At 35.6% G+C, this 25,242-nt stretch carries 17 protein-coding genes, 2 pseudogenes and 1 CRISPR repeat array (1 of these 20 only partly in view); of the genes and pseudogenes, 12 read left to right on the top strand and 7 right to left on the bottom strand.

Annotated elements, in window-relative coordinates:
- Nucleotides 1-32: 32 nt before the first annotated feature.
- Both H3Z85_21035 and H3Z85_21030 read right to left on the bottom strand, forming a co-directional pair.
- Nucleotides 33-881, bottom strand: a complete 849-nt coding sequence (locus H3Z85_21035; GenBank protein QPQ51684.1) for a universal stress protein — start codon at nt 879-881, stop codon at nt 33-35.
- Nucleotides 882-903: 22 nt separating this feature from the next.
- Nucleotides 904-1,353, bottom strand: coding sequence for a MarR family transcriptional regulator (locus H3Z85_21030; protein QPQ51683.1), 450 nt, complete (start codon nt 1,351-1,353; stop codon nt 904-906).
- Nucleotides 1,354-2,138: 785 nt separating this feature from the next.
- Here H3Z85_21030 and H3Z85_21025 point away from each other — a divergent pair.
- The 4 genes from H3Z85_21025 (at nt 2,139) to sph (ending at nt 6,877) form a co-directional block, all read left to right on the top strand.
- Nucleotides 2,139-2,495, top strand: coding sequence for a hypothetical protein (locus H3Z85_21025; GenBank protein ID QPQ51682.1), 357 nt, complete (start codon nt 2,139-2,141; stop codon nt 2,493-2,495).
- A gap of 35 nt (nt 2,496-2,530) precedes the next feature.
- Nucleotides 2,531-3,247: a helix-turn-helix transcriptional regulator gene (locus H3Z85_21020; GenBank protein QPQ51681.1), complete on the top strand. Its 717-nt coding sequence runs from the start codon at nt 2,531-2,533 to the stop codon at nt 3,245-3,247.
- 200 nt (nt 3,248-3,447) lie between these two features.
- Entirely contained in the window at nt 3,448-5,199 is a 1,752-nt protein-coding gene (locus H3Z85_21015) for a helix-turn-helix domain-containing protein (GenBank protein ID QPQ51680.1), read from the top strand.
- 103 nt (nt 5,200-5,302) lie between these two features.
- Nucleotides 5,303-6,877, top strand: coding sequence for a sphingomyelin phosphodiesterase (sph, locus tag H3Z85_21010; GenBank protein ID QPQ51679.1), 1,575 nt, complete (start codon nt 5,303-5,305; stop codon nt 6,875-6,877).
- Nucleotides 6,878-6,970: 93 nt separating this feature from the next.
- On the opposite strand, the pseudogene H3Z85_21005 reads toward sph, so the two are convergent.
- From H3Z85_21005 to H3Z85_20995, 3 genes and pseudogenes are all read right to left on the bottom strand, one after another.
- Nucleotides 6,971-8,225: pseudogene (locus H3Z85_21005) on the bottom strand (Bcr/CflA family efflux MFS transporter).
- An 88-nt stretch (nt 8,226-8,313) separates the two neighbouring features.
- Nucleotides 8,314-9,228 carry a helix-turn-helix transcriptional regulator gene (locus tag H3Z85_21000; GenBank protein QPQ51678.1) on the bottom strand — a complete coding sequence of 305 codons (915 nt, stop codon included), beginning with the start codon at nt 9,226-9,228 and terminating at the stop codon, nt 8,314-8,316.
- Between the two features lie 221 nt (nt 9,229-9,449).
- Nucleotides 9,450-9,962: a hypothetical protein gene (locus H3Z85_20995; protein ID QPQ51677.1), complete on the bottom strand. Its 513-nt coding sequence runs from the start codon at nt 9,960-9,962 to the stop codon at nt 9,450-9,452.
- Nucleotides 9,963-10,080: 118 nt separating this feature from the next.
- Here H3Z85_20995 and H3Z85_20990 point away from each other — a divergent pair, with 118 nt between their 5' ends.
- The 5 genes from H3Z85_20990 (at nt 10,081) to H3Z85_20970 (ending at nt 14,984) form a co-directional block, all read left to right on the top strand.
- Complete coding sequence (locus tag H3Z85_20990) at nt 10,081-11,499, top strand: PLP-dependent aminotransferase family protein (GenBank protein ID QPQ53967.1); 1,419 nt, start codon at nt 10,081-10,083, stop codon at nt 11,497-11,499.
- A gap of 246 nt (nt 11,500-11,745) precedes the next feature.
- Nucleotides 11,746-11,922 (top strand): histone H1, encoded by a 177-nt coding sequence (locus tag H3Z85_20985; GenBank protein ID QPQ51676.1) that lies wholly within the window; start codon nt 11,746-11,748, stop codon nt 11,920-11,922.
- A gap of 124 nt (nt 11,923-12,046) precedes the next feature.
- The gene (locus H3Z85_20980) at nt 12,047-12,808 is read left to right on the top strand and encodes a carboxypeptidase regulatory-like domain-containing protein (GenBank protein ID QPQ51675.1); all 762 of its coding nucleotides are present in this window, start codon (nt 12,047-12,049) and stop codon (nt 12,806-12,808) included.
- 6 nt (nt 12,809-12,814) lie between these two features.
- Entirely contained in the window at nt 12,815-13,264 is a 450-nt protein-coding gene (locus H3Z85_20975; protein QPQ51674.1) for a hypothetical protein, read from the top strand.
- Between the two features lie 163 nt (nt 13,265-13,427).
- The gene (locus H3Z85_20970) at nt 13,428-14,984 is read left to right on the top strand and encodes a M20/M25/M40 family metallo-hydrolase (GenBank protein QPQ51673.1); all 1,557 of its coding nucleotides are present in this window, start codon (nt 13,428-13,430) and stop codon (nt 14,982-14,984) included.
- Between the two features lie 412 nt (nt 14,985-15,396).
- Here H3Z85_20970 and H3Z85_20965 read toward each other — a convergent pair whose 3' ends face one another.
- Both H3Z85_20965 and H3Z85_20960 read right to left on the bottom strand, forming a co-directional pair.
- The gene (locus H3Z85_20965) at nt 15,397-16,032 is read right to left on the bottom strand and encodes an HAD family hydrolase (protein QPQ51672.1); all 636 of its coding nucleotides are present in this window, start codon (nt 16,030-16,032) and stop codon (nt 15,397-15,399) included.
- A gap of 47 nt (nt 16,033-16,079) precedes the next feature.
- A pseudogene (locus tag H3Z85_20960) lies at nt 16,080-18,204 on the bottom strand (RNA-binding transcriptional accessory protein).
- A gap of 213 nt (nt 18,205-18,417) precedes the next feature.
- Between H3Z85_20960 and cas9 the strand changes: the two are divergent.
- The 3 genes from cas9 to cas2 are packed head-to-tail and all read left to right on the top strand — an operon-like array spanning nt 18,418 to nt 23,461.
- Nucleotides 18,418-22,227 carry a type II CRISPR RNA-guided endonuclease Cas9 gene (gene cas9 / locus H3Z85_20955; GenBank protein QPQ51671.1) on the top strand — a complete coding sequence of 1,270 codons (3,810 nt, stop codon included), beginning with the start codon at nt 18,418-18,420 and terminating at the stop codon, nt 22,225-22,227.
- Between the two features lie 5 nt (nt 22,228-22,232).
- Nucleotides 22,233-23,126 (top strand): type II CRISPR-associated endonuclease Cas1, encoded by an 894-nt coding sequence (gene cas1 / locus H3Z85_20950; GenBank protein QPQ51670.1) that lies wholly within the window; start codon nt 22,233-22,235, stop codon nt 23,124-23,126.
- A complete protein-coding gene (cas2, locus tag H3Z85_20945; GenBank protein ID QPQ51669.1) occupies nt 23,123-23,461 on the top strand; it encodes a CRISPR-associated endonuclease Cas2 in 339 nt (112 codons plus the stop codon). The genes cas1 and cas2 overlap by 4 nt, the downstream gene beginning before the upstream one ends.
- Nucleotides 23,462-23,519: 58 nt before the next feature.
- A CRISPR array of direct repeats spans nt 23,520-25,242; the repeat unit is 47 nt; unit sequence GCTGTGACTAATCACGAAGATAATAATTTTTGAAAGCAATTCACAAC; it runs 95 nt beyond the window's last position.

Here is a 25,242-nt window from a genome sequence, read left to right as displayed (position 1 = left end):
TTCCCGTTTTGATGCCTTGCATCCGTCCTAATTTATTTTAAAATCAGAACAGGAAGGTTGCTATTTTGATAAATCCCTTCGGAAATGCTTCTGCTGGCCATATAATACAGGAAGCTATGCCTGCCCGGTAATGCAATAATAAGATCTGCATCATTGGCGGAAGCAAAAGTCAGGATTCCTTTGATCACATTATCGTCATAAGAATAATAGATATTGCCGGGAATATCGGTTAAATAGTTGCGGATATAATCTTCAAGTTCTTTCTTTTTGTCAGGATTAATATCGGTTCCCTCTTTGGTATTGATATTTAAGAAAGACAGGCGAAGATCCTGTTTTTGTATAACCGATTTGTGATGGAAGAGTCTTTCCAGCTTTTTAATCCCATTGATATCGCATGGAATGACGATGTTTTTAATAGTATTGTATTGATAGCTTGCCGGAACAATGAGCGTTTTCACGGCGCTTGTTCGTGCAATGCTAATAATATTATCCGAAACAAAACTTTCATTGGAAGAAGTAGCGTCATCGCTTCCCAAAATAATCATATCGATCGAGGGCTGGTCCTTCAAAACCTCGTTGATACTTCTGGTCAGTGCCCAGTCACTTAATAATCTTGAAACCTTTACTTCCTTTGAAATATCTGTAATAATCTTCGTTAACTGGTCAAATAATAATTCTGTCCTTTTCAGGAGATTGTTGACATTTTCTTCATTGACAAATGAATGTCCTTCAGCAATATGCAGATAATCAAACTCAGATTCTCCGGCAGTTTTTAGAAGGATAATGTTTTGGTACTCATAATGTTTTGCCCATTCTGCAGCAACTTTTACAGCATTTTCTGTAGTGGAGGTAAAGTCGATAGGTACAAGAATTGTTCTCATAGGATATATATTTAAAACCCTGTTATTGGAGGTTTGCAGTCATTTTTTTTACTAAAAGAAGAGCCGTGTTGATCTCGTCTTCATCGAGGCCAACGGCAGCTTTTTCATAGAGTTCCAAAGCCCATGGATAGACTTTTTCTACGAGCTTTTTCCCTTTTGGAGTCAGAAAAATCTGTTTATTTCTCCTGTCGCTTTTATACGCCACGCGTTCTACCAAATCTTTTTTTACAAGACTATTGATCAGATAGGTGATGCTTGATTTGTCTTTGCTTACTTTATGAGCTATTTCCTGTTGATTAATCCCATTATTTCTGGTTAAAAGTCCGAGAATTTCAACCAATTCAACAGAAATATCCTGCTCATACTCATTCACGCACGCCTGTATTTTTTGCCGTAAACGGCTTTTCATTTCTGTCATTGCCCATCCTAGTTCTAAGGCCAGTTCAGATCTTTTATTTAGGTTTTCAGACATATTTTTAAAAATAAAGGTGAAATCTGAGTTTCCAGATTGAAGCTTCCTACCAAATGTACGTAAAATTAGTTTTAATTCCAACTAATTGGGCTTATATTATTAATGAACAGTATTTTATCTTAAAAAAAATATGGGACGCACGTTATAACAAGGTTGTCAATACCATGAGATATCAGCTCAATGGCATTGGAATATCTTATTCCTTCACTTACATGATATCCTGTATTGAACTACTGCGTTTTGTAAGCGGAAATTACAGGTTATGTTGTTCCCTTTTTAAATCAGTGGATTTTAATATGGAATCTGTTTTTCTTTTTCAATGATAGAGATCAAAATTATTTTAGAAACTATAATTTTATAAATCGATAGGTGCTAATTTTTAAATAAGTACATGTTAATCTTGATTAAAAGGTACCCGGGTTTTTACAGATTTGAAAGAAATTAATACTCATATTTATAAATTTAAAAACCGGTTTTGTGTAAAATAATTCTATTTAAAATACTGTTATTGTGTGGTTTATGTGCCTGCTTGTTGTCTTTTTTTTTATTCTCAATATTCTTTAGGTACAAGGTCTAAAAACTTTCGTTATCAGTAAAAAACGATTTTAGTATATTGGATTACTCCCTTTTTTTTTTGAATTATAATAAGTAGTTTTGTGGTAGGCAGTTCGCCACATTTCGATAAAAAAACTATGATACCTGCAAAAAAAACACTGACCTTCCTAATTTTTTATTGCATTACTGTTTATTCGCAAAATAATTTTAATCTTAAAAAATCAGGGAAAATGGATGAACCTCCCAAAAAGGATCAATGGGATTTCGTACATCTTAAATTAAATGATGAAAATGCAAATATTTTACTACAGAGTTCCTCATATTTTTCATCGTTTTCAAAAACCTTACAACTGAGCAGAATGGCTGAAATTGCAATGCAGAAGAAAGAATATTCAAAAGCGATAACACTTTTTGATCTGTGCCAAAAGGATTCTGAATTTATGCAGAAAAGCTTTTCAAGGGAATTCGTTTGGCTGCGCAAGGCAGAAGCTTTTACATTTATTAATCAGCCGGATTCTGCTTTTTTTATATTGATCGTTTGGCTAAAGCCCATACAGGAGTTGAATATACTCATGAAGGCAAATTGAAAATATACTATTTGCTCAGTATCAATTATGAAAATTTGAACAACAGCCAAAAAGCGTACGAATTTGCAAAAATGAGTTTGTCTGAAATAGCTAAAAAGAAGCAATGGGATGACGATAGCAAGAATTTTACGGGTGGCTATGAGCAGCAGGGAATTAAAAAACTTTCAGAAGAGACGGTTAAAGAAAACCGGAAGAACTCTTTGTTGCTTATTGCCCTGATTTTATTCAGTTCAGGTTCAGTTACTTTTATGCTGGGTTACCGATATTATAAAAAGAAAAAGGCAGCAACGCTGGTGTTACCGCAGAAAATCAATATTATCTATAATTTTGAAGCCCCGGAAAAGAATGAAAAAACAGATCATATTGTCATTGATAATGAACTGGTCAACCGCATTCTCAGAAAGCTTGACACATTAGAATCTTCAGAAAAGTTCTTATCAAATAATTTCAAACTTTCCCATGTGGCCAAGCAGCTCAATACCAATACGGCTTACTTGTCACAAATCATTAATCAGCATAAAGGAGTTACTTTTTCAGAGTATACCAACAACCTGAGAATAGATTATGTACTCAGGCAGCTTCACGAAAATTCTAGATTTTGTAAATATACAATTCAGACCATCGCTGAAGAGATCGGGTATAAAAGTTCGACAACTTTCATCAAGGCATTTAAAGATCGGGTTCAAATGACTCCTTCAGATTATATTAAACAAATTGAAAATTTCAGAGAGTATGAAAACATTACAATATAAAGCTTTGTACAGTTGACTATTTTAAGCCAATCTGTAAGCCGGAAAAATAAATTCGTGAGACATGAGAACTACCAATGTATGGCAGAGTATATACTTATTTATAGTGACTTGCGGTCCGTTGTTTTTAAAGAGGTCGGATAGTGGATTCCGGGTTTATATTTCGTCGGATTTTTATATTTTTAAAATTAAAAAATGATTTGATGAAAAGTATACAGCGTTGCTTTTTTCTCTTTTTAGTACTTCTTTTTTTCTATACCGATTTTCAAGCCCAGGGTATTGTCGACGACTATTATCTGCTGAGAGAAAAATATTTTGACTTTAAGGAAAATGATGCCCGGGCTTTTCCCTATCTCAATGAGTATATAAAGAAAGCAAAAAGAGAAAAAAAATATTCCAAGCTGGTATTGGGATATAAAGATGGGGTTTTCTCTTCAGCTGATACAAATGATAAGCTGAGATATGCCGACAGCACGATCTGGGCTGCACATCTGTCAAAAGATGCCACCTTGATCAGTAATGCCTATGCAGGCAAAGGAATTGTTTATTATTTTAATCTGAAAAAATATCAGCTGGCACTTGACGAATATCTGAAAGCATATGAATACTCCAAAACCATTGATGATGAATATGAAAAGAATAAGATTATTTATCACATCGGTGTTGTTAAGAGCTACATAGGGTACTACGATGAAGCATTGGTACATTTTAAAAAAATACTATTTTACTATGAATCGGTGTTAAAAAAACGAAAACTCCATCCAAACACTCTTTACAATAACAAAAAAGGCTATTATAACAGCCTTCATCAAATGATTGTCTGTTTCAGAAACCTGGGACAGCATAAAACAGCAGATTCATTACTGACCTTAGGGATGACAGGTACATTCAAAGACAGGGGATTCCAGACAGAATATGCCTATTTCTGTAAAGAAAAAGGAATTAAAGAATTTCGGGAAAATAAATACCTCCAGGCAGTTTCTTCACTCGAAAAGTCTGTGCCCCGGCTATTGGAATCTGATGACTTTGCCTGGCTGGCGATCAGTTATTTTTATATCGGAAAATCATATGTAGCTGGTAATAATACGAAAAAGGGAATCGGATACCTTCAGAAAGCAGATTCCATATTTACGAAAAAAGACTTTATACTTCCGGAATTGAGAGAAAATTATGAGTTGCTCATTACCCATTATAAAAAGGAAGGAAATGTAGAAAGAGAGCTTTATTTTACAAAACAGCTTCTAAAAGCTGACCGTATCATTTCAAAGGACTTTGCGTATCTCTCATCTAAAATATACAAAGAATATGATACAAAAACCCTGTTGGAAGAGAAATCTAAACTGGAAAAAAACTCGTCTTTAAGTAGCTGGGTAATGATATGTTTGGGAATAATAGTTCTGATGTTGATAATGGTTCTGGTTATTAAGTATATAAAAGAAAAAGAAAATAAGGACAAATATAAAATACTGGAGCAGAAACTTCTGGAAGAAACTAAACAGGAAACTGTTGCTGCTGCAAATGAAAGGGAAGGATATAAATTAGACTTAGACAGAAATATCGTTAATGATATAATTTTAAAACTGAAAAAATTTGAAGATAATATTGAATTCACGGAGAATGGTCTTAGTCTCAGCAAGCTGGCAACAAGATTTGACACCAATTCGAGCTATTTATCTCAGGTTATTAATGAAACTAAAGGCACCAACTTTAAAAGATACCTCGGAGAACTCCGCATTCATTATATCACCAAGAAATTGTATGAGGATAAAAAATACTTACATTTTAAAATAGAAACATTAGCCACAGAATGCGGCATTGCTTCAAGAACAAATTTTTCTAATATTTTCCAGGAAATAAATGGAATGCGCCCTGCTGATTTCATTAAAAAACGTTTGGAAGATATAAAAAAGAAAGTCTTACCGCATCATCATAAGTCTCAGCTGATTTTTTTCTGAAGACAGACGGTACATTAAACTTAAAGAACAGATAATATATTGTTCATTTTTAGGGTGGTTTTAATCCATAGTTTAGTGAAAGTTTTCAAATTAAAAAGCACTTATGAATTACATGTACCAAATGGTCTCAAGATTCCTTTCCGTACTTTGCCTTATGAGTCTTCTGTCATGCGGGTCAGATCAGGAATTAACTGATGAAACGGCGACATCAACTTCAAAGATGGCGGGAAGAGAAACCTCTCCTAATATAAAAGTATTGGCATATAATACCTTTTTACTCAGGGATATCAATGTTGCATCAACTACCCAATGGTCTCAGCAGGCCCGTGCTGAAAAACTAGGAGAAGCTCTCTTCTTAAAGAATTATGATGTCCTTTTGCTCCAGGAATGCTTTGACAATGCGGCAGCAGGTAAATTACGGCAAAAGCTTCTTCCCGTATTTCCTTATCAGACCCCCGTCGTAGGACAAACGAAAAATGGCTGGAACAATACCTATGGAGACTGGCGCGAGGCTGCTTCAGGAGGTTTTGAAAATGGGGGAGTTATGATAGCCAGTAAATATCCCATCGAAAGAATGGATCAGTATATATTTCCGGCAGGATGTGATTTTGATGCCTACTCTTTAAAAGGTTTTGCCTATGCCAGAATACTTAAAGACGGGAAGCGTATCCATTTTATATCTGTACATACACAGTCTACACAACCTTCCTGTAAAGGAAAAGAGGTAACAATCCGTGAACAGCAGTTAGGCATTATAAAATCTTATATTGACGGTCTCAAGATTCCGGTTGATGAAATGGTTGTTTACGGTGGAGATTTTAACATTATAAAAGACAGCCCGGAATATCCTAAAATGTTACAAACCCTTAATGTTAATGCCCCGGTTTATAAAGGATTATCTTCAACCTGGGATACAAAGACCAACACCATGGCATCTTATCATTATCCGTATCCGGAAAATCAACGGGAATATCTCGATTATATCTTTGTTTCCAATAATCATCTTGTGCCGTACAGTTGGCAAAATATAGCATTTGATCCTGTTTCATCAACATTAATGACCTATACAAACATGATGGGGGACAAATATTACTGGACCGATTATTCCGATCATTATCCTGTAGAAGGTAATATATATTCCGATCAGACGACGCCTGTACAAAGTTTAAAATTCAGAAAGTATGATCGCGTTTCACTGAAATCTGTAGCTACAGGAAAATATGTGAATATGAACCTTTCAAAATCTGATGATTGGCTGACAGTTTCTGCGGTGCAACCCGATGCAAAAACTTGGTTTAATATAGTAAATACAGGAGAGGCAGATTCTTATTTTGATTTAAAAGAAGGATTGGTTAGGATAGAAAGCAGCGAACTCATTAACAACTTTTGGTATTGGGAATCTATGAACAGCGGAAGCTATTATCTTTATCCTAAAAGAGGAAAATCACTTACGAATTTAAGAATTCAAATTGTAAAGAAAAAAGCAGGCAATACATCTTCCCATATTGAAGACGGAGATATTGTAGCTTTCAAAGATAAAACGCCAATAGGCAATACCTACTATCTTCAGGTGTATAATAAGTCCGGAACCGATTGGGTATACCTGAATGGTACAAGCCTGACCGCCGATGTACAGTTTGAAGTGAAAATGAATAATACAACCCCTTCGTCATTCTAAAAAAATAGCATATCGAAAAGGTGACGACGCCTAGTTAAATATAGTCCGAAAGTATCATTTCCGGAGAATGATCTTTGTTCAGAAAATGAGTACTCAACGAATGGAAGAAAGAAGGAAATAATTTTTCATAAAAAAGCAGAGATTAATTCTCTGCTTTTTCTTTTTTACGGTCTTATGCATTATGAGGATAATCCCAAGGAGAATAGTAGCAATTATCAAATAGCGCCACGCCAGGTCTTTTTGTTGTATTACATTTCCGGTAACGGAGATAATGAAACTGGTAAGAGAAGTGATGACATACACCAATCCACCCATTAAACCTCCTGCCGTACCTGCATTTTTAGGAAAATACAACATACTTGAGGTAAAGAAAGAGGTAAATAAAATCCCTGAACAGATATGAATAAAAAAAAGCAAAAGGAACCATGATGAAGAGGTTTTCTACAAAACTGCTTGTAATGATCAACGCTGCAATAAGGATCAACTGAAGAAGGATCGGGTAAAGGATTTTGGGTTTGAAATCCAATGAAAGTCTCCGTTTTCCGATAAAACCGCCAATCATCCATGAAAACCCTAAGATCAATGTACAATATCCTATTACTACAGGAGTAAAATGGAACGTGTTTTCAATAATAAACGGCCCTGTGATATTGAATACCATAACAATCGAATAACTTAATCCCAAAACCAAAATTCCCAACATGAAAATCTTGTTTTTTAGCATCATGGAATATAAGCTGATATTTTCTGCGATGTTAAGTTTCTTTTTCTCCGGCAGGCTTTCCCCACTAAAGAACCATTCAAAAAGGAATATAAATCCTGCATAAAAAGCAAGAAAATAAAAGTTGGCATGCCAGTTAAAAAGCTTTTCAAGATATCCTCCGAGAAAAGGGGCCAGAATAGGACCACAGGACCAGACAATAGTGAAATAACTCAGGTAATGTTTCACCCGTTCAGCATCATAGATATCTACAAAAATTGCACGGGTTGCCACTACAAGTACAGAAACAGCCGCTCCCTGAAGAATACGAAGTAAACAAATCAGGAAAATACTATTGGTCATTGTAATTAAAATACTGCTGATTGCCAATACCAGTAATGCTATCAGTTTGGGGCGATAACGGCCGATACTGTCCAGAATTCCGCCTACAAATAACTGAGAAATTCCATAACTTAACAGGTAAGTGGTTAAAGTAATCTGGATATCTTTTTCGGAAACCGACATTTCCCTGGCCATCGACGGAAATGAAGGCAAATAAATATCTGTGGCAAACCCCGAAAGAGGAATAGACACAAAAGCCATAATGGTAATAAGCCTGATACGATTTTCAGACGCTGCTCTCAACATAGTCAATCATTTTTTACCATGCAAAAATAACACAAGAATTACAGAATTCAGTTTTAAAAGACAAAGTAAAAATTACAAAATTCAAATATTAATAGGAGTTTTTAAATTTTAGGGGAGACGTTTGGGCATGTTTTTTAAAAAAGTTGTTAAAATGGGATGGTTGCTCAAATCCCAGCGTATATCCAATCTCAGCGATATCCCAGTTGGTATATTTCAAAAGGTTTTTAGATTCCTCAAACATTTTTTCTTTAATAATCTGCGTGGTAGTAAGGTTGGTTACCGATTTTACAGAAGAATTCAGATGATTCACATGAACGTTCAGATGGCGGGCAAAATCAGCAGGTGTTCTCAGTACCAGCGGGTATGCCGGTGAATCCAGCGGGAACTGTTTGTTGAGTAATTCATCAAACAATCTGTACAGTCTTACATTAGCTGGCAGTTCACTTGGGTTGACATCTTCAACCCGGTTTTCCAGGGCCAGATGCAGCACGGAAGCCAGATGGCTTTTGATACTGTTGCAGCGATACGGATACGCAGAATTATTCATTTTATAAATCTGGTCAAAATAAAGGGTGGCCAGCTGTGTTTGTTCTTCCGTTAAGAATACTACAGGCTTACTCCATTCTTTAAATAATGAAGTTTTCTTAAATAGGTTAAATTCCGAATTCCCGTTGAAAAACTCCTGATTAAAAAGACAAAAATACCCTTCCTGAAAATCACTCTCACACTCCCACGAGTATGGTATGCTGGGAGAAGGAAAAAATAAAGCGGGACGGTCGATGTACAATTGATGAACTCCATAGTGTATGGTTCCTTTCCCTATGATAAAGCTTATTTTATAATAATCACGACGGTTGTAAGGGCTTTTAAAACTGCAGTATTTGCGCATAGAAATATTGAAATGAGACTTTCCCGTTTCAAATTCCTCTGAATCAAATACCATACTCTTATCCTTTCTGAGACGTCTGTAATAATCTTCGATGGTTTCCAGCTGATCACTCATACTTTTGAAATTGTAAAAATCAAAGATACAAAATGTGGAGAATATAGTAAATAAATGGGGCGGAAGACGGAAGTACTATCCGGTATAAGATTTCTGCTATTGATTAAAAATTTTGATGAAACAGTTTGCAAAGACTAGCACAATATGTTTGTTTTTTAACCTGATTACCTTTCCTGCTCCCAGCCTTAGTATTTTAATTCCTTTTGATTGATTTCCCTTTTTTACCCTTTATTCAAATCCATTATTAAGATGTGTGACGGCAGTTGAAACGGACCTGCCTGGCTATCTGATACAGCAGTGAAACCCATTTCTTTTAAAAATTCCAAAAGAGGATCATGAGACAGCATATTGATCCACAGTACATCCGTGAAACTTACTGCAGACCTGCATTTTTTCCACAGAGAATCCCTTGTTTCAGGAGAATCGAATCCGGGAAGGATCACGAAACTGATTTCTGTAGACCTCTTACCTTCCTGAATTCCCGGATATACCGAACCACTTTTAATAATGCTGTATCCCACAGGTTGCTGATCTGCATATGTCATGATAAGTTGATTGGAAAGATCATTTAAATCGTTGATCATCTTTCTGGGATCTATCCCGTTTTTATATTTTTTGATGTCTTCTTCTGAAACAAAGTCTTTGTGTAAAGCATATACCGAAGAATCAAGAATGGTTATAAGATCAGAAATTCCCTCTTCAGAACCCACTGTAAATTTTGAAATGATATCCATGAATTTTTTTTACCAAAATTAGAAGATTAATCGATTCATAAAGGGTACAGTTGGTAAAAATATGATCGGTACAGAAATCTATTTTGTAAATTTGCCCGGTACAGATGACTGCATTATCATGAAACCATATAAATACGAAATTTTTACAAAGAGTATTGAAGAACAGATAAGGAATGGTCTTTTACAGCCAGGGGATCGTTTGCCGTCCGTCAGAGAAATTAAAGAAAGGTATCAATTGAGTACAAGCTCTGTACAAAGCGGTTTTGAATATCTGATGATCACAGGTCTTGCTGAAAGCCGTTTACGATCAGGTTACTTTGTGCCACAAAGGAAAGAAGAAAATATTCCGGAGACCAGGACGATGCTTCCTGTAGTAGTGAGAGATGAGGTATTTATGAAAAATATGCTGCTGACATCCCGAAGAACTTCCGAACCGGCTTCTTTTAATACGACAATGCCGGGAGACCTTTTGGTTCCACAAAAATTGATACTGAGGACGATGCAGGAGGTAATTCGTAAGAAAGGGGCCGCACTTCTGAGATATTATCCTTCCGACGGATCCGGGGCATTACGAAAACAAATTTCAAAACAAATGAGAATGCATGGATGCCTCCTGAATCCGGATGAAATAATCATTACAGACGGAGCTTTGCAGGCACTCACTATTGCGCTGAGATCTGTGACAAAAGCAGGGGATGTAGTTGCGGTAGACAGTCCGTGTGTGTTTTCCGTTCTGGAAGTTATTGCCAATCTTGGGCTTAAAGTAATTGAAATTCCTGTACATTACAGGACAGGTTTTGATACAGACTATTTCCGGAAGGCTTGTAGCGAGCATAATATTAAAGCGCTTGCAGTAACCCCCAATTTTCATAATCCTACGGGAATCCTGATGAAGGATGAAACAAAAAAGGAAATAGTAAATATAGCGGAAACACATGAAGTATGTATTATAGAAAATGATATGTATTCCGATCTTTATTTTGAAGGGAAGAGGCCGAGTTGTATCAAAAGCTTTGATACCAGCGGAATTGTGATGATGTATTCTTCATTTTCAAAAACTTTGGCACCGGGGATCCGATTGGGATGGCTGTATGCCGGTAATTTTTATTCAAAATCTGAAAGAGCCAGATTTATTCTCGGACGTTCGGTGTCTCCGGTTTATCAGGAACTCATTCTTAGTCTTTTAGAAAAAAACAGTTATGAAAGGCATTTGCGGTCTTTTCGGAAAAAACTGAATCATCAGGCCGTTGTGGTTCTAGACTGTCTGAGGAAGTTTTTTCCTGAAGAAGCTTACTTTCACCGGCCGCAGGGAGGATATAACATCTGGGGCCAACTTCCGGAAAAGACCGATATGAAAAAGTTTTATCATTATTGTGAAAATAACAGTATCATGTTTACTCCCGGAAATACATTTTCGCCGACCAGCAGATACAGTCATCATTTTAGGGTTGTTTTTGCAGAAAGAATTACCCCTGAAAACTTATTTCTTTTGGAAAATGCAGGAAAGAAGGTGAAAGAATTTTTCACTCATAAATAAACACTTCTTTCAGTGGGTTAGGGTGAAATGTAATCGGTTAATCTGCTGCCTTTCAGAATATTAATTTAATTGATGAGAAAAACCCGGTGAAACATCGTATTTCCCGGGAAATTCAGATTTTATTTCAAAAGTTAAATTCAATGTCGGAACGGTAAACCAAATTTCACCAATTATCATATTTTTTTTCAGCACAATTAGGCTGGAATCACCATAAAACCTATATTTGCAGCCTAAATTTTTAAATAAATGAAAGAACTAATTGAAAAAATCAACGCAGAATTTGAAGCGTTCACAACTGAGGCAAACCAACAAGCGGAAAAAGGGAACAAGGCAGCTGGTACAAGAGCTCGTAAATCAGCTTTAGAACTAAGCAAATTGTTCAAAGAATTCAGAAAAGTTTCTGTAGAAGAAGCTAAAAAATAATTCACCTTTAGCCGGCTTTTGAAGCCGGTTTTTTTATACCCTTGGGTAACGCGGTATCATAGCTGTAAGGTCTTTCATTCAGCAATATCTGACCTCTTGTTTTATTCAAATATTAAATTTTCTATTGCAGAAAGCTAAGCTCCTGTATAATTTGTATTTTAGAAATATCAATTACACAGAATATGCTGAAACATTCTTACCTTCTCTTTCTCTTTTTTTGAACTTCTTTTCGGCACAAAAACTTTTAGTGGTGGACGCTGAAAATAACAAACCGATTTCCAATGCCAGGGTTCTTCTGCAACATCAACTCGTTTATACCAATGAAGACGGTTATGTAGCGGTGGAGCCAGGTTCGGCCAACTTCGAAATTTCAGCTTCAGGATTTCAAAAGGTGAAAATTCGTGAATTTCATTCCCCGGTACAGCTGAAACGGGTATATAAAAATATTGATGAAGTAAAAATGGTAAAAGTAGACCTCGAAAAACTACTTCAGGATGTTCATAATAATTATAAAAAGAGGTATTATAATGAGCCTTCCCTATATGATGTTCTTTATAAAGAAAAAAGAAGTGATAACAACCAGCTCCATCTTTTAGTGATTGCCGAAGCGAAATTATGGAACAGGACTAATTTTTACGATCGTAATAAATCTTTTGATAAGAATCTCCAAATGCAGCTGAATAATGTCAAATACTTTAAAAACCTAAAGTCAGACAGTATTTTTACACAGAAAATAAAGAGGTTTTCCGACGAATATATGGGAAATTATTTTTTTAATTTTGAATTAAGCCGAACACTGGCCCATGTAAAAAATAAGGGATCAAAATCTTCCGCCTGGATGTTTTTTAAAGAGGGAGATGAACAATTTATTACATTTAAAATCTAGTCAGGATTGGGAATCGATCTTGCAGGAGAAATGAAGTATCATGCAACTGATAAGGTGATCACCTATTTTGAGATTCATTATTTGCAGGACCAGTATCCTATGGTCAAAAGAAGAACAGGAGAAGGTGAAGAATTTGATTACCAGATGGGAAATGCCATACTTGTTTTTGATTTTTATAAAAACGGAGGAGTGTATGTTCCTGCCATGAGCAGTCTTGAAGGGAATAAATACGTTGCTTACTACAAAGGAGTGAAGCATGAACGGAAGATCAGCAGAGAACTTATCTATACTACTTTTAAAAGATCAGATACAAAAGGACTGAACCCTAAAGTAGATTTTACAAAAGATATCTGGGATAATGTTTCGGTCAGTGAGAATAAGAATAATACGGTTTTACTTTCCGTGGAAGAGCAGGCTTTTATCAGCAGGCCATCACCTGATTTTAGGCCAAAATAAAAGCAATTTTAGAGGAAATAATATTAATGTGTTGCTTTTTTTAGGAAATAATTTAATTTTTTTAGCTAAAAGTCTTTAAAATATAGTGTTTAAGGGCTTTTTTGATGTAATTCCTTTATCATCTCGGTAATTTCTGTTATCTTTAAACCAATCAATATATACTATGAAGATAAATAGATTTTTTGCAGTACCGGCTGTAGTGTTGGCTGCACAGTTTTCATGGGCTCAGGTAAAGGTAGATCCGTCAGAAAAACTTGATCCTGTCGTGAAAAGCTTTGTGGATGAAATCAATAACAATTCCCAACTTGAAAATATGGCTTATGAGCTGTTGGATGGGGTAGGTCCGCGTCTTGTAGGAACTCCGGAAATGTTGGCTGCCAATGAATGGAGTGCAGAGAAGCTTCGTTCATGGGGTGTGGAAGCTAATCTTCAGCAATTCGGAACCTGGAAAGGATGGCAAAGAGGAACAACCCATGTAGACATGGTCTATCCAAGAGTAAAATCCCTGACGGCCACACAGCTGGCATGGAGCCCGGCTACTAAAAAAGCCATTGAAGGAGAAGTGGTTATCCTGCCTAAAGTATCTACAAAGGCGGAATTTGACAAATGGCTTCCTTCTGTAAAGGGAAAAATAGTACTGATGGCACAATACCAGAAGGTCGGACGTTCTGATGAGCAGATTAAAGAATTTGCAACTCCGGAATTATACGAAAAGCTGAAAGCCGAAAAAGAGCAGGCCACAAAAGATTTTGCAGCATATGTAAAAAATATCGGCTACGATAATAACAGCCTTCCGGAAGCCCTGGAAAAAGCGGGAGCCGCAGGAATTGCCATTTCAAACTGGACCGGAATAATGGGAGCCAACAGGATCTTTGGAGCAAAAACCTCAAAAATCCCGATGGTTGATATTGATGTAGAAGACTACGGAATGCTTTACAGGATGGCAGAAAAAGGAGCTCAGCCTAAGATTAAAATTGACGCTCAATCAAAAATACTTCCCGATGCCAAAAGTTTTAATACTATTGGTATGATCAAAGGAAAAGAAAAACCGGATGAATATGTTATCCTTTCCGCTCACCTTGATTCGTGGGACGGAGCACAGGGCGCCACTGATAACGGAACAGGAACGCTTACGATGCTTGAAGCGATGAGACTTCTGAAAAAATATTATCCGAACAATAAAAGAACGATTGTGATAGGACTCTGGGGAAGTGAAGAGCAAGGCCTGAACGGTTCCAGAGGTTTTGTTGCAGATAATCCTCAAATTATCAAAGGAGTACAGGCAGCCTTCAACCAGGATAACGGAACAGGCCGTGTTGTGAATATCAGCGGACAAGGATTTGTAAAAGCATACGATTACATCGGAAAATGGCTGGAAGGGGTACCTAAAACTGTGAGAGGACACATTAAGACAGATTTCCCGGGAATGCCTGGTGGAGGAGGGTCGGACCATGCCTCATTTGTAGCAGCAGGAGTACCCGGATTTTCTTTAGGCTCTTTAAATTGGGGATATTTCGGTTACACATGGCATACGACGAAAGATACCTATGATAAGATTATTTTTGATGAAGTAAAAAATAATGTGGTTTTAACCGCTGCCCTTGCATATATGGCTTCCGAAGATCCTGAGTTTACAAACAGAGAGAAAAGAACCATGCCAAAAGATGAGAAATGGCCGGAAGCCAAAGAACCGAGAAGAAGCTCCAAAGAATATAAATAAACAAATATTTAATAAGAATAGTAAAAAGGTCGCCTCAATGGTGGCCTTTTTTTGTATTGATACCTGGATGGATTTGAAATATTTTTTGTGAATGTCAAATAATTGGTTTCCAGTGTTTGATGTTTGATAAATGACTATTTTTAAAAAATAATAACGAATCAAAAATAAAACTATCATGAAACATTTAAAAAAAATTAAAAGAGAGGATTTAAAATCAGTGAATGGAGGTGTTGGAGAAAGACAGTGTAGAATAGGAGAACTTTTATGTTATACAGAGCAGTGTGTTCTTGTATGCATGGACGGATCGCAATGTCAGCCTTCTTTCTGTATTGATTAGTAGTTTTTAGTTTTTTAAATCGGATAAAGTAAAAGGCTGCCCGCAGAGGCAGCCGTTTACTATTATGGCAGCTAATTAAATACAGGTTTCCAGGTCCGGGAATTTTGAAATTGAAGGGGTGTATCCTTCATTGTCCAGCTTCCCAAAACCGTATCTACAGAAGATAAACGGAAGATCATTAGCGGCAGCAGAATCATGATCCGTTTGGGTATCCCCGATATAGACGGAATTTTCCGGCAACAGGTGGTTTCTCTCCATGATAAGTTTGATGTTTTCAGCCTTTTTCTTTTGAGTCCGTCCGTGAGACTCAAAATCTACAAATACTTCATTGAATTGGTAATGCTCTAAAAAGGACTCAATATATCCATCCTGGCAATTGCTTACGATAAAAAGCTTGTACGTTTCTGATAATTTCTTTAGCGTGTTTTCGACACCGCTATATAAAGTTCCACCTTTTACACGTAATATTTTATTTTCCTGAGCAACGATCTCAGAAAGAATTTCCTGAACTTCTGCATCGCTGATTCCCGTGATCATATCTTTTACAATATCTTTCGCCAATAATCCCATATACGGATCCATATCCTCAGGTTTCAGGTCTTTTTGTATAAGCTGGTGTCTCTGTAACACGTCATTCCAGATTGAAATAATTGTCAATCGCGGATCCCATAACGTTCCGTCTAAGTCAAAAATTAAGTTTTTGTATTTCAAAGGTTGTATTTTACTGATTATATTAAATTGGTGAAGGTATGGTGTTTTTACAGAATCATACTCAGTTGAACTCTTTTTCTGGCTTCATCCACTTCTGTAACTTTTACCCTTACATGTTGGTGAAGTTTTACCACTTCATTCACATCAGAGACAAACCCGTCTTTCAATTGGGAAATATGCACCAAGCCACTTTCTTTGATTCCCAGATCTACAAAACATCCGAATGCGGTAATATTATTAACAATTCCCGGAAGTATCATGCCGGCTTTAAGGTCTTTGATGCTTTTTACATTAGGATCAAATTCAAAAACTTTAGCCGCTTTTCTGGGATCTAATCCAGGTTTTTCAAGTTCTTTTAAGATATCTTTGATGCCTAAGATTCCGATCTCTTCTGTGATATAATTTTCAGCCTTTATTTGAGCGATTTTTTCCTTATTGGCAATAAGTTCATCCGTTTTAATACCTAGATTTTTTTGCCATTTTTTCAACAATTCCATAGGCTTCCGGGTGTACCGCAGAATTATCCAACGGATTTTTTGCATTTGAGATTCTTACAAAAGCTGCTGCCTGTTGAAAAGCTTTTTCTCCCAGTCTTGGAACTTTTTTCAATTGTTTTCGGTCTTCGAAAGCCCCGTTTTCAGCACGATAATTGACAATGTTTTCAGCCATCTTCTCTCCGATTCCTGAAACATAGCTTAATAATGATTTACTCGCTGTATTTAAATTGATTCCTACTGAGTTCACACATTTCATGACCGTTGAGTCCAGTTCATTTTTCAGAAGGGTCTGGTCCACATCATGCTGGTACTGACCTACGCCTATAGATTTGGGATCAATCTTTACCAATTCTGCCAGCGGATCAGAAAGACGTCTTCCGATAGATACGGCACCACGCACCGTCACATCATATGAAGGGAATTCGTCCCTTGCAATTTTACTTGCGGAATAAACCGATGCTCCGGCCTCAGAGACTACGAAAACCTGTAATGGCTTATCAAAAGCTATTTTCTTGATAAAAAATTCAGTTTCACGGCTTGCAGTACCGTTTCCGATAGAAATTGCTTCAATATTGTAAGCGTTGACCATCGAACGGATTTTTTTCATTGCCATGCCGCTCTCGTTCTGAGGGGCATGAGGGTAGAGGGTCTCGTTATGAAGTAAATCTCCCTTTTCATCAAGGCAAACTACTTTACATCCGCTTCTGTATCCGGGATCAATAGCCAGAATTCTTTTTTCACCCAAAGGAGGAGCTAACAGAAGCTGACCAAGATTTTCAGAAAATATTTCGATAGCTTTCTGGTCTGCTTTTTCTTTCGCTTCCTGCAAAGCCTCATTGGAAATAGCAGGTTCTAAAAGCCTTTTATAGCTGTCTTTTATGGCTAATGCAATCTGTTCGGAACTTTCGTTATTGGACTTGATAATCGCTTTTTCAATAAAATCGATGGCTTCTTCTTTGTCAATTCCCACATTGGTTTTCACAAAACCTTCCGATTCCGCTCTCAGCATCGCCAAAAGCCTGTGAGAAGGTGTTCTGCTGAGGTTTTCTTCCCATTCAAAATATTGGGAAAATTTCTGGGCGTCATCTTCTTCTTTTTTAGCCTTTACCACCTTAGAGGTGATGACAGCTTTGCGTTGAAATATGCGGCGCAGGTTTTTACGCACATACATATTTTCGTTGATCCATTCAGCCATAATATCTCTGGCACCCTGCAGTGCTTCCTCTTCTGAAGAAACGTCTTGATTCAGGTATTTTGACGCCAGAAACAATAGGTCATTGTTTTTTTGGCTCATAATGATTCTGGCTAAAGGTTCAAGTCCTTTTTCCTTGGCTGCATCAGCTTTTGTTTTCTTGCGTTTTTTGAAAGGAAGGTAGAGGTCTTCCAATTCCTGTATATCAAAGCTTTCCTGAATTCTTTGTCGGAGTTCCGGTGTTAAAGCCTTCTGTTCATCAATGGATTTTAAGATCGATTCTTTTCTTTTGACAATTTCCTCAAACTGTTTGCTGATTTTTGAAATCTGCTCGATCTGGGTTTCGTCAAGATTTCCTGTTTTGTCCTTACGATAACGGGAAATAAAAGGAATAGTGCAGTCTTCTGCTAATAATTGTAACGTATTGTTGATGCTCTTTTCAGAAATATTGAGCTGCTTCTGTATAAATTCTACGGTCGTCATTGTTCTGTTTTCGGAAGGCTAAAATAGGATTTTAAAACGAAAAAGGCGAGTTGCCCCGCCTTGAATGTTTTCACAACGGAATAATCCTTATTGTGAATTGCTTTTCAAAATTATTGTTACAAATATAGAAGAAAAAAATCTGGAAGTCATTATGGGAATCCGTAATTCGGATATTTTTTTATTTCTAATTTTATGTGGTATCAAAAATTAATAATGATGATTAAAAATATACTTGGATTAGACTTAGGAACCAACTCTATTGGCTGGGCTTTGATTGAAGTTGATGAAAACAATATTCCTATTCGCATTATTGCAATGGGTTCCAGAATAATTCCTTTGTCAACAAGTGATAAAGAAGAATTTCAAAGAGGCTTATCAATTACTAAAAATCAAAATAGAACAGTAAGTCGTACCCAAAGGAAAGGGTATGATAGAAAACAGCTAAGGAGAAGTGATTTAAAGAAAATTCTGAAAAAATACAATATTTTTCCATCAGAAGAGTTGTTGAAACTTCCAATGCTTGATTTATGGAAATTAAGAAGTGACTCTGCCAATCCTAATGAGGATATTTCCGCAGAACAATTAGGACGTATTCTATATATGCTGAATCAGAAAAGAGGTTATAAGTCTGCCAGAAGTGAAGCTAATTCAGATAAAAAAGATACCGATTATGTTCAAGCAGTAAAAGGGCGTTATGCTCAACTGAAAGATAGAAGACAAACCATTGGACAATACTTTTATGAAGAGCTTTCTACTGCTTTTTCAGACAAAAATAATCAGCAGTATTTTAGAGTTAAAGAAGAGGTTTATCCAAGGGAAGCTTATATAGAAGAGTTTGATACTATAATTAATGCTCAAAAAGATAAGCACGGTTTTCTTACAGATAAAGTAATTCACCAATTAAGAAATGAAATCATTTATTTTCAAAGGAAGTTGAAGTCTCAGAAAGGATTAGTGAGTATCTGTGAACTTGAAGGCTTTGAGAAAACTGTTTATGACAAGGAAAAAAATAAAAATAAAGTGGTATTTGTTGGGCCGAAGGTTGCTCCTAAAACATCTCCATTGTTTCAGCTTTGCCGAATTTGGGAAGTAGTCAATACAATTAGCTTAAAAATAAAAAATCCGGAAGGAAGCAAATATAAATGGGGTGAAAAAGTCCCAAATTTAAAACAGAAAGAAATTTTAGCAGATTATTTATTTAAAAATGAAAATTTAAGCTTTAGTACACTTCTCGAAATTTTAGAACTAAAAAAAGAAGATGTATATGTGAATAAGCAAATCCTTAAGGGTATTAAAGGAAATGAAGCATATGCAGCTCTTCATAATGTTTTAGGAGATCACGAACTTTTGAATTTTGATGTTTCTATAATTACTTCAGACCATACTGCAATATTGGTGGATAAGAAGACGGGTGAAATTCTTGAAGAAAGAGCCGGTCTTGAACTTGATGCATCATTGGAAAGAGAACCATTGTATCAATTTTGGCATACTATTTATTCTCTGAAGGATTTAGACGAATGTAAAAATGCCTTAATTAAAAGATTCGGTCTTGATGAAGACATTGCCGAAAAGTTATCCCATATTGATTTTAATAAGCAGGCTTTTGGAAGCAAATCGAATAAATCGATGAGGAAAATTCTTCCTTTTCTGATGGAAGGCTATAATTATTCTGAATCCTGCAGTTTGGCAGGCTATAATCACTCTAATTCTTTAACAAAAGATGAAAGAGAATCGCAAATTACTTTGGAAAGATTAGAACTTCTTCCTAAAAATAATTTAAGGCAGCCTATTGTTGAGAAAATTCTGAATCAGATGATTAATGTAGTTAATACAATTCTTGAGAAATATGGAAAGCCATCTGAAATTAGAGTTGAACTTGCCAGGGAACTTAAACAAAGTAAAGATGAACGAAATGATACCGATTTACAAAATTCCAGGAATAAAAAACTGAATGAAGAAATAGGCAAAAGACTGGCTGAATTAGGACTGCCTGTAACCAAACGGTATATTCAAAAATATAAATTCATATTTCCATCTCTTAGTAAAAATCTGAAAGATGCTCACGTTAATAATCAATGCATTTATTGTGGAGAAACCTTTAATTTAACGGAAGCTTTGAATGGGGATGCTTATGATGTGGATCATATTGTACCGAAAGCTTTATTGTTTGATGACTCACAGACCAACAAAGTTCTTGTTCATCGAAAATGTAACTCTACAAAAACAAATCAGACTGCATATGATTACATTACTGCAAAAGGCGAAGAAGAAGTTAGAATATATTCAGAAAGAGTGGATGACTGGTTCAAAAAAGGAATTATTTCTTACAGTAAAATGCAAAGATTGAAAGTTTCACACAAAGAATATCTTGAAAGGAAAAAACTTGGAAAGGAAACAGAAACAGATAAAAAACTTTGGGAAAACTTTATCGACAGACAATTGAGAGATACCCAATATATTTCTCGTAAATCAAGGGAAATTTTACAAAAAGTATGTAATAATGTAACCACAACAGAAGGTGGAGTTACTGCAAAGCTTCGTAATTTATGGGGTTGGGATGATATTTTGATGAATCTACAAATGCCTAAATACAAAGAATTAGGACAAACAATCACCAAAGAATGGACAAGTGAGCATGGAAAAAGAAAACATCAAAAGGAAGAAATAGAAAACTGGACTAAAAGAGATGATCATCGTCATCATGCCATTGATGCTTTGGTAGTAGCCTGTACTAAGCAAGGTTTTATTCAACGAATAAATACTTTAAATTCAAGCGAGACAAAAGATTTGATGATTAAAGAAGTGGAAGAAGCTAAAATAGAATTTAATGAAAAGACTACACTTTTAGAAAAATATTTAAAGACTCAGAAGCCTTTTACTACACGGGAAGTAATGAAAGAGGCTGACAAAATTTTAATTTCTTTTAAAGCAGGTAAAAAAGTAGCAACAATAACTAAGTTTAAAGCAACGGGTAAAAATAAAGAAACAGGTGTGATTGTTCCAAGAGGTGCTTTACACGAACAATCTGTTTACGGGAAAATAAAAGTGATTGAAAAAGATAAGCCTTTAAAATATTTGTTTGAAAACCCAGATAAAATTGTCAATTCCAGAATTAGAGATCTTGTTGAAACAAGGCTTTCTGAAAATGAAAATAATTCTAAAAAGGCTTTATCAACAGTAAAGAAAAATCCAATTTTTTTTAACGAAGAAAAAAATGAAATTTTGGAAAAGGCATCTTGTTACAACGATGCAACAGTACTGAAATATAAATTGCAAAATCTTAAAGCAAATCAGGTTGATGATATTGTTGATGAAAGAGTGAAATTTTTGGTAAAAGAAAGACTTACTCAATTTGGAAGTAAAGAAAAAGAAGCTTTCAAGGACATTCTTTGGTTTAATCAAGAAAAACAAATTCCGATTATAACAGTTCGTTTGTTTGCCCGTCCTGATGCTAATAATTTACAGATAATTAAGAAAGATAAAAATGGTAAAGATATTGGTTTTGTTTTAACTGGGAACAATCATCATATTGCCATTTATGAAGATAAAGATAGTAAGCTGGTTCAGCACAGTTGTGCATTTTGGCATGCAGTAGAAAGAAAGAAATATAATATACCTGCTGTTATTAAAAATTCAGCAGATGTTTGGAGTCTGTTATTAGATAAAGAACTTCCGGTTTTATTTTTGGATAAATTACCTGCTGATGAACTTAATTTAAAATTCAGTATGCAGCAAAATGAAATGTTTATTTTGGGATTATCTCAAGAGGGATTTGATGAAGCCATAAAAAATAATGATAAATCCTTATTGAGTAAACATTTGTATTTGGTTTGGAGTATTTCTAATAATGATTATTATTTCAGGCATCATTTGGAAACAAAGAATACGGAATTGAAAAATATCCCAACAGCAAAAGATTCGAAAAGATATTTTAGATTTAAAAGTGTTGGTGCATTAGTTGGAATTAATCCAATAAAAGTAAGATTGAATCATTTAGGAGAAATTACCAAAATAGGAGAATAATAATTATGATCACCCGCTCAATCTACATCGGCAATCCGGCTCATCTTAAACTTAAAGATGAACAGATGTATATTTTGGAACCTTCCACTAAAGAAATGAAAGGTAAAGTTCCAGTGGAAGATTTGGGATTACTGATGTTGGACCACTTCCAAATTACTATTTCACATCAGTTAATTCAGAAAATGATGGGAAATAATGTAGTAGTGGTAAGTTGTGACGGTCATCATTTACCCCATGGAATTATGCTTCCGCTTTATGGACATACAGAACATTCCGACCGAATTAAAGATCAATTAGAAGCCAGTGAACCCCTCAAGAAACAACTTTGGAAACAGACTGTTGAATGTAAAATTGAAAATCAAAAAGAGGTTTTAAAACGCCTAGGAAATTTTTATGAACCGATGAGCGATTACCAGAATAATGTGAAAAGTGGAGATATTACTAATATGGAAGGGATTGCTGCACAGCATTACTGGAAGCATCTTATTAGTCTAGATTTTTTGAGACAGCGTTTTGGAGATTCACCCAATCAGTTTTTTAATTTCGGATATTCGGTTTTGAGAAGTATTGTGGCAAGAGCGATTGTTGAGACAGGATTACTTCCTGTTCTCGGAATTTTCCATAAGAATAAATACAATCCTTACTGTCTGGCCGATGACCTGATGGAACCTTATCGTCCTTTTGTTGATTTATTAGTCATGCAATGGCTGGCTGGTAATTCAGAAACTGAAGAATTAACTAAAGAATTTAAAGCTTTCATTTTACAGATTGCGACTAAAGATGTGAAAATAGATGATAAAATCAGACCATTATTGATTGCAGTAAAAACAACAGCCATGTCTCTATATAAATGCTATACAGGTGAAAAACGATTGATCTCTTATCCTAAATTGATATGAATGCCGAAAGGTTTAATGCTTATCGAATTATGTGGGTTTTAGTATTATACGATTTGCCAACAGAAACTAAAGCTAACATGAAAGATGCGAACCGGTTTCGTAAATCTTTGCTTGATGATGGTTTTACGTTATTTCAGTTTTCAATGTATGTAAGGCATTGTCCAAGTCGTGAAAATGCTGAGGTTCATATTAAAAGAGTGAAATTTATGCTTCCAAAAGCTGGAAAAGTTGCTATTATGTGTATTACGGATAAACAATTTGGAGATATTGAAATATTTTTTGCCAGAAATAAAGAAGAACCTCCTCCAACTTTTCAACAGCTTGAATTATTCTAAATTTAAAATCCTAAAAAACAAAAACAATCTACTGATTTTCAGTGGATTGTTTTTTGAGGCTGTGACTAATCACGAAGATAATAATTTTTGAAAGCAATTCACAACTGGCTTTTCAATACTGAAGAACCGGAACAAGCTGTGACTAATCACGAAGATAATAATTTTTGAAAGCAATTCACAACCCGAGTTCCTTAGCTTCATTGCTGCGGGCAGCTGTGACTAATCACGAAGATAATAATTTTTGAAAGCAATTCACAACTAGCACCTGTCTCATGATATACAGTTGCAAGCTGTGACTAATCACGAAGATAATAATTTTTGAAAGCAATTCACAACCGTATAATATATATATTCATCTAGCCCATCGCTGTGACTAATCACGAAGATAATAATTTTTGAAAGCAATTCACAACACCATTATATGTTTTGAAATCAAAAGCCCCGCTGTGACTAATCACGAAGATAATAATTTTTGAAAGCAATTCACAACTATTTCCTAAAGGCGGCCAGCAAGTCACAGGCTGTGACTAATCACGAAGATAATAATTTTTGAAAGCAATTCACAACAGTGGGAGAGCATTAAAAGTACTGGCGAGTGCTGTGACTAATCACGAAGATAATAATTTTTGAAAGCAATTCACAACCGCGCTGCCCCCTAACGTACGGCGTTCGTGGCTGTGACTAATCACGAAGATAATAATTTTTGAAAGCAATTCACAACATATAGAATTGAGTTGTATCGTTTATTACGGCTGTGACTAATCACGAAGATAATAATTTTTGAAAGCAATTCACAACTGAACAACGAAGGTAAGCAATCACAGTTCGGCTGTGACTAATCACGAAGATAATAATTTTTGAAAGCAATTCACAACACCCCAACGCTTTAAGGGAAATTTTGCCTGGCTGTGACTAATCACGAAGATAATAATTTTTGAAAGCAATTCACAACGTACGCCGGGTGCTACTTCATAAAAGCTACGCTGTGACTAATCACGAAGATAATAATTTTTGAAAGCAATTCACAACCATGCGGCGAAACAAATCTGTCTACAGCGTGCTGTGACTAATCACGAAGATAATAATTTTTGAAAGCAATTCACAACGTTCGAAGCATGGAAGGCGAAACGAAGAACGCTGTGACTAATCACGAAGATAATAATTTTTGAAAGCAATTCACAACCTAAAAGCTCATGAGTTCCGGTCTGGATGAGCTGTGACTAATCACGAAGATAATAATTTTTGAAAGCAATTCACAACAAGTCCACGTTGGGACAAAATATCGAATTTGCTGTGACTAATCACGAAGATAATAATTTTTGAAAGCAATTCACAACTGGAGTGCTGTTTGCTCAAAATGGATATTCGCTGTGACTAATCACGAAGATAATAATTTTTGAAAGCAATTCACAACTGAAGGTAGCAACTCCTTATGTTGTCTTTAGCTGTGACTAATCACGAAGATAATAATTTTTGAAAGCAATTCACAACATGCTGATTAACCAAACTGCAATACCTTTTGCTGTGACTAATCACGAAGATAATAATTTTTGAAAGCAATTCACAACATGAAATTATATCAGATACGTCACAGGTAAGCTGTGACTAATCACGAAGATAATAATTTTTGAAAGCAATTCACAACGAAACAGCCCAATGTCCCCAAGGTGTAATTGCTGTGACTAATCACGAAGATAATAATTTTTGAAAGCAATTCACAACCAAGAGATAGCTAATGCCTTGGAAGTGTCTGCTGTGACTAATCACGAAGATAATAATTT

Origin of the sequence: Chryseobacterium indologenes, from assembly GCA_016025055.1 — a bacterium.
Lineage (GTDB): Bacteria > Bacteroidota > Bacteroidia > Flavobacteriales > Weeksellaceae > Chryseobacterium > Chryseobacterium indologenes.
This window is presented reverse-complemented; position numbering and strand designations above follow the sequence as displayed.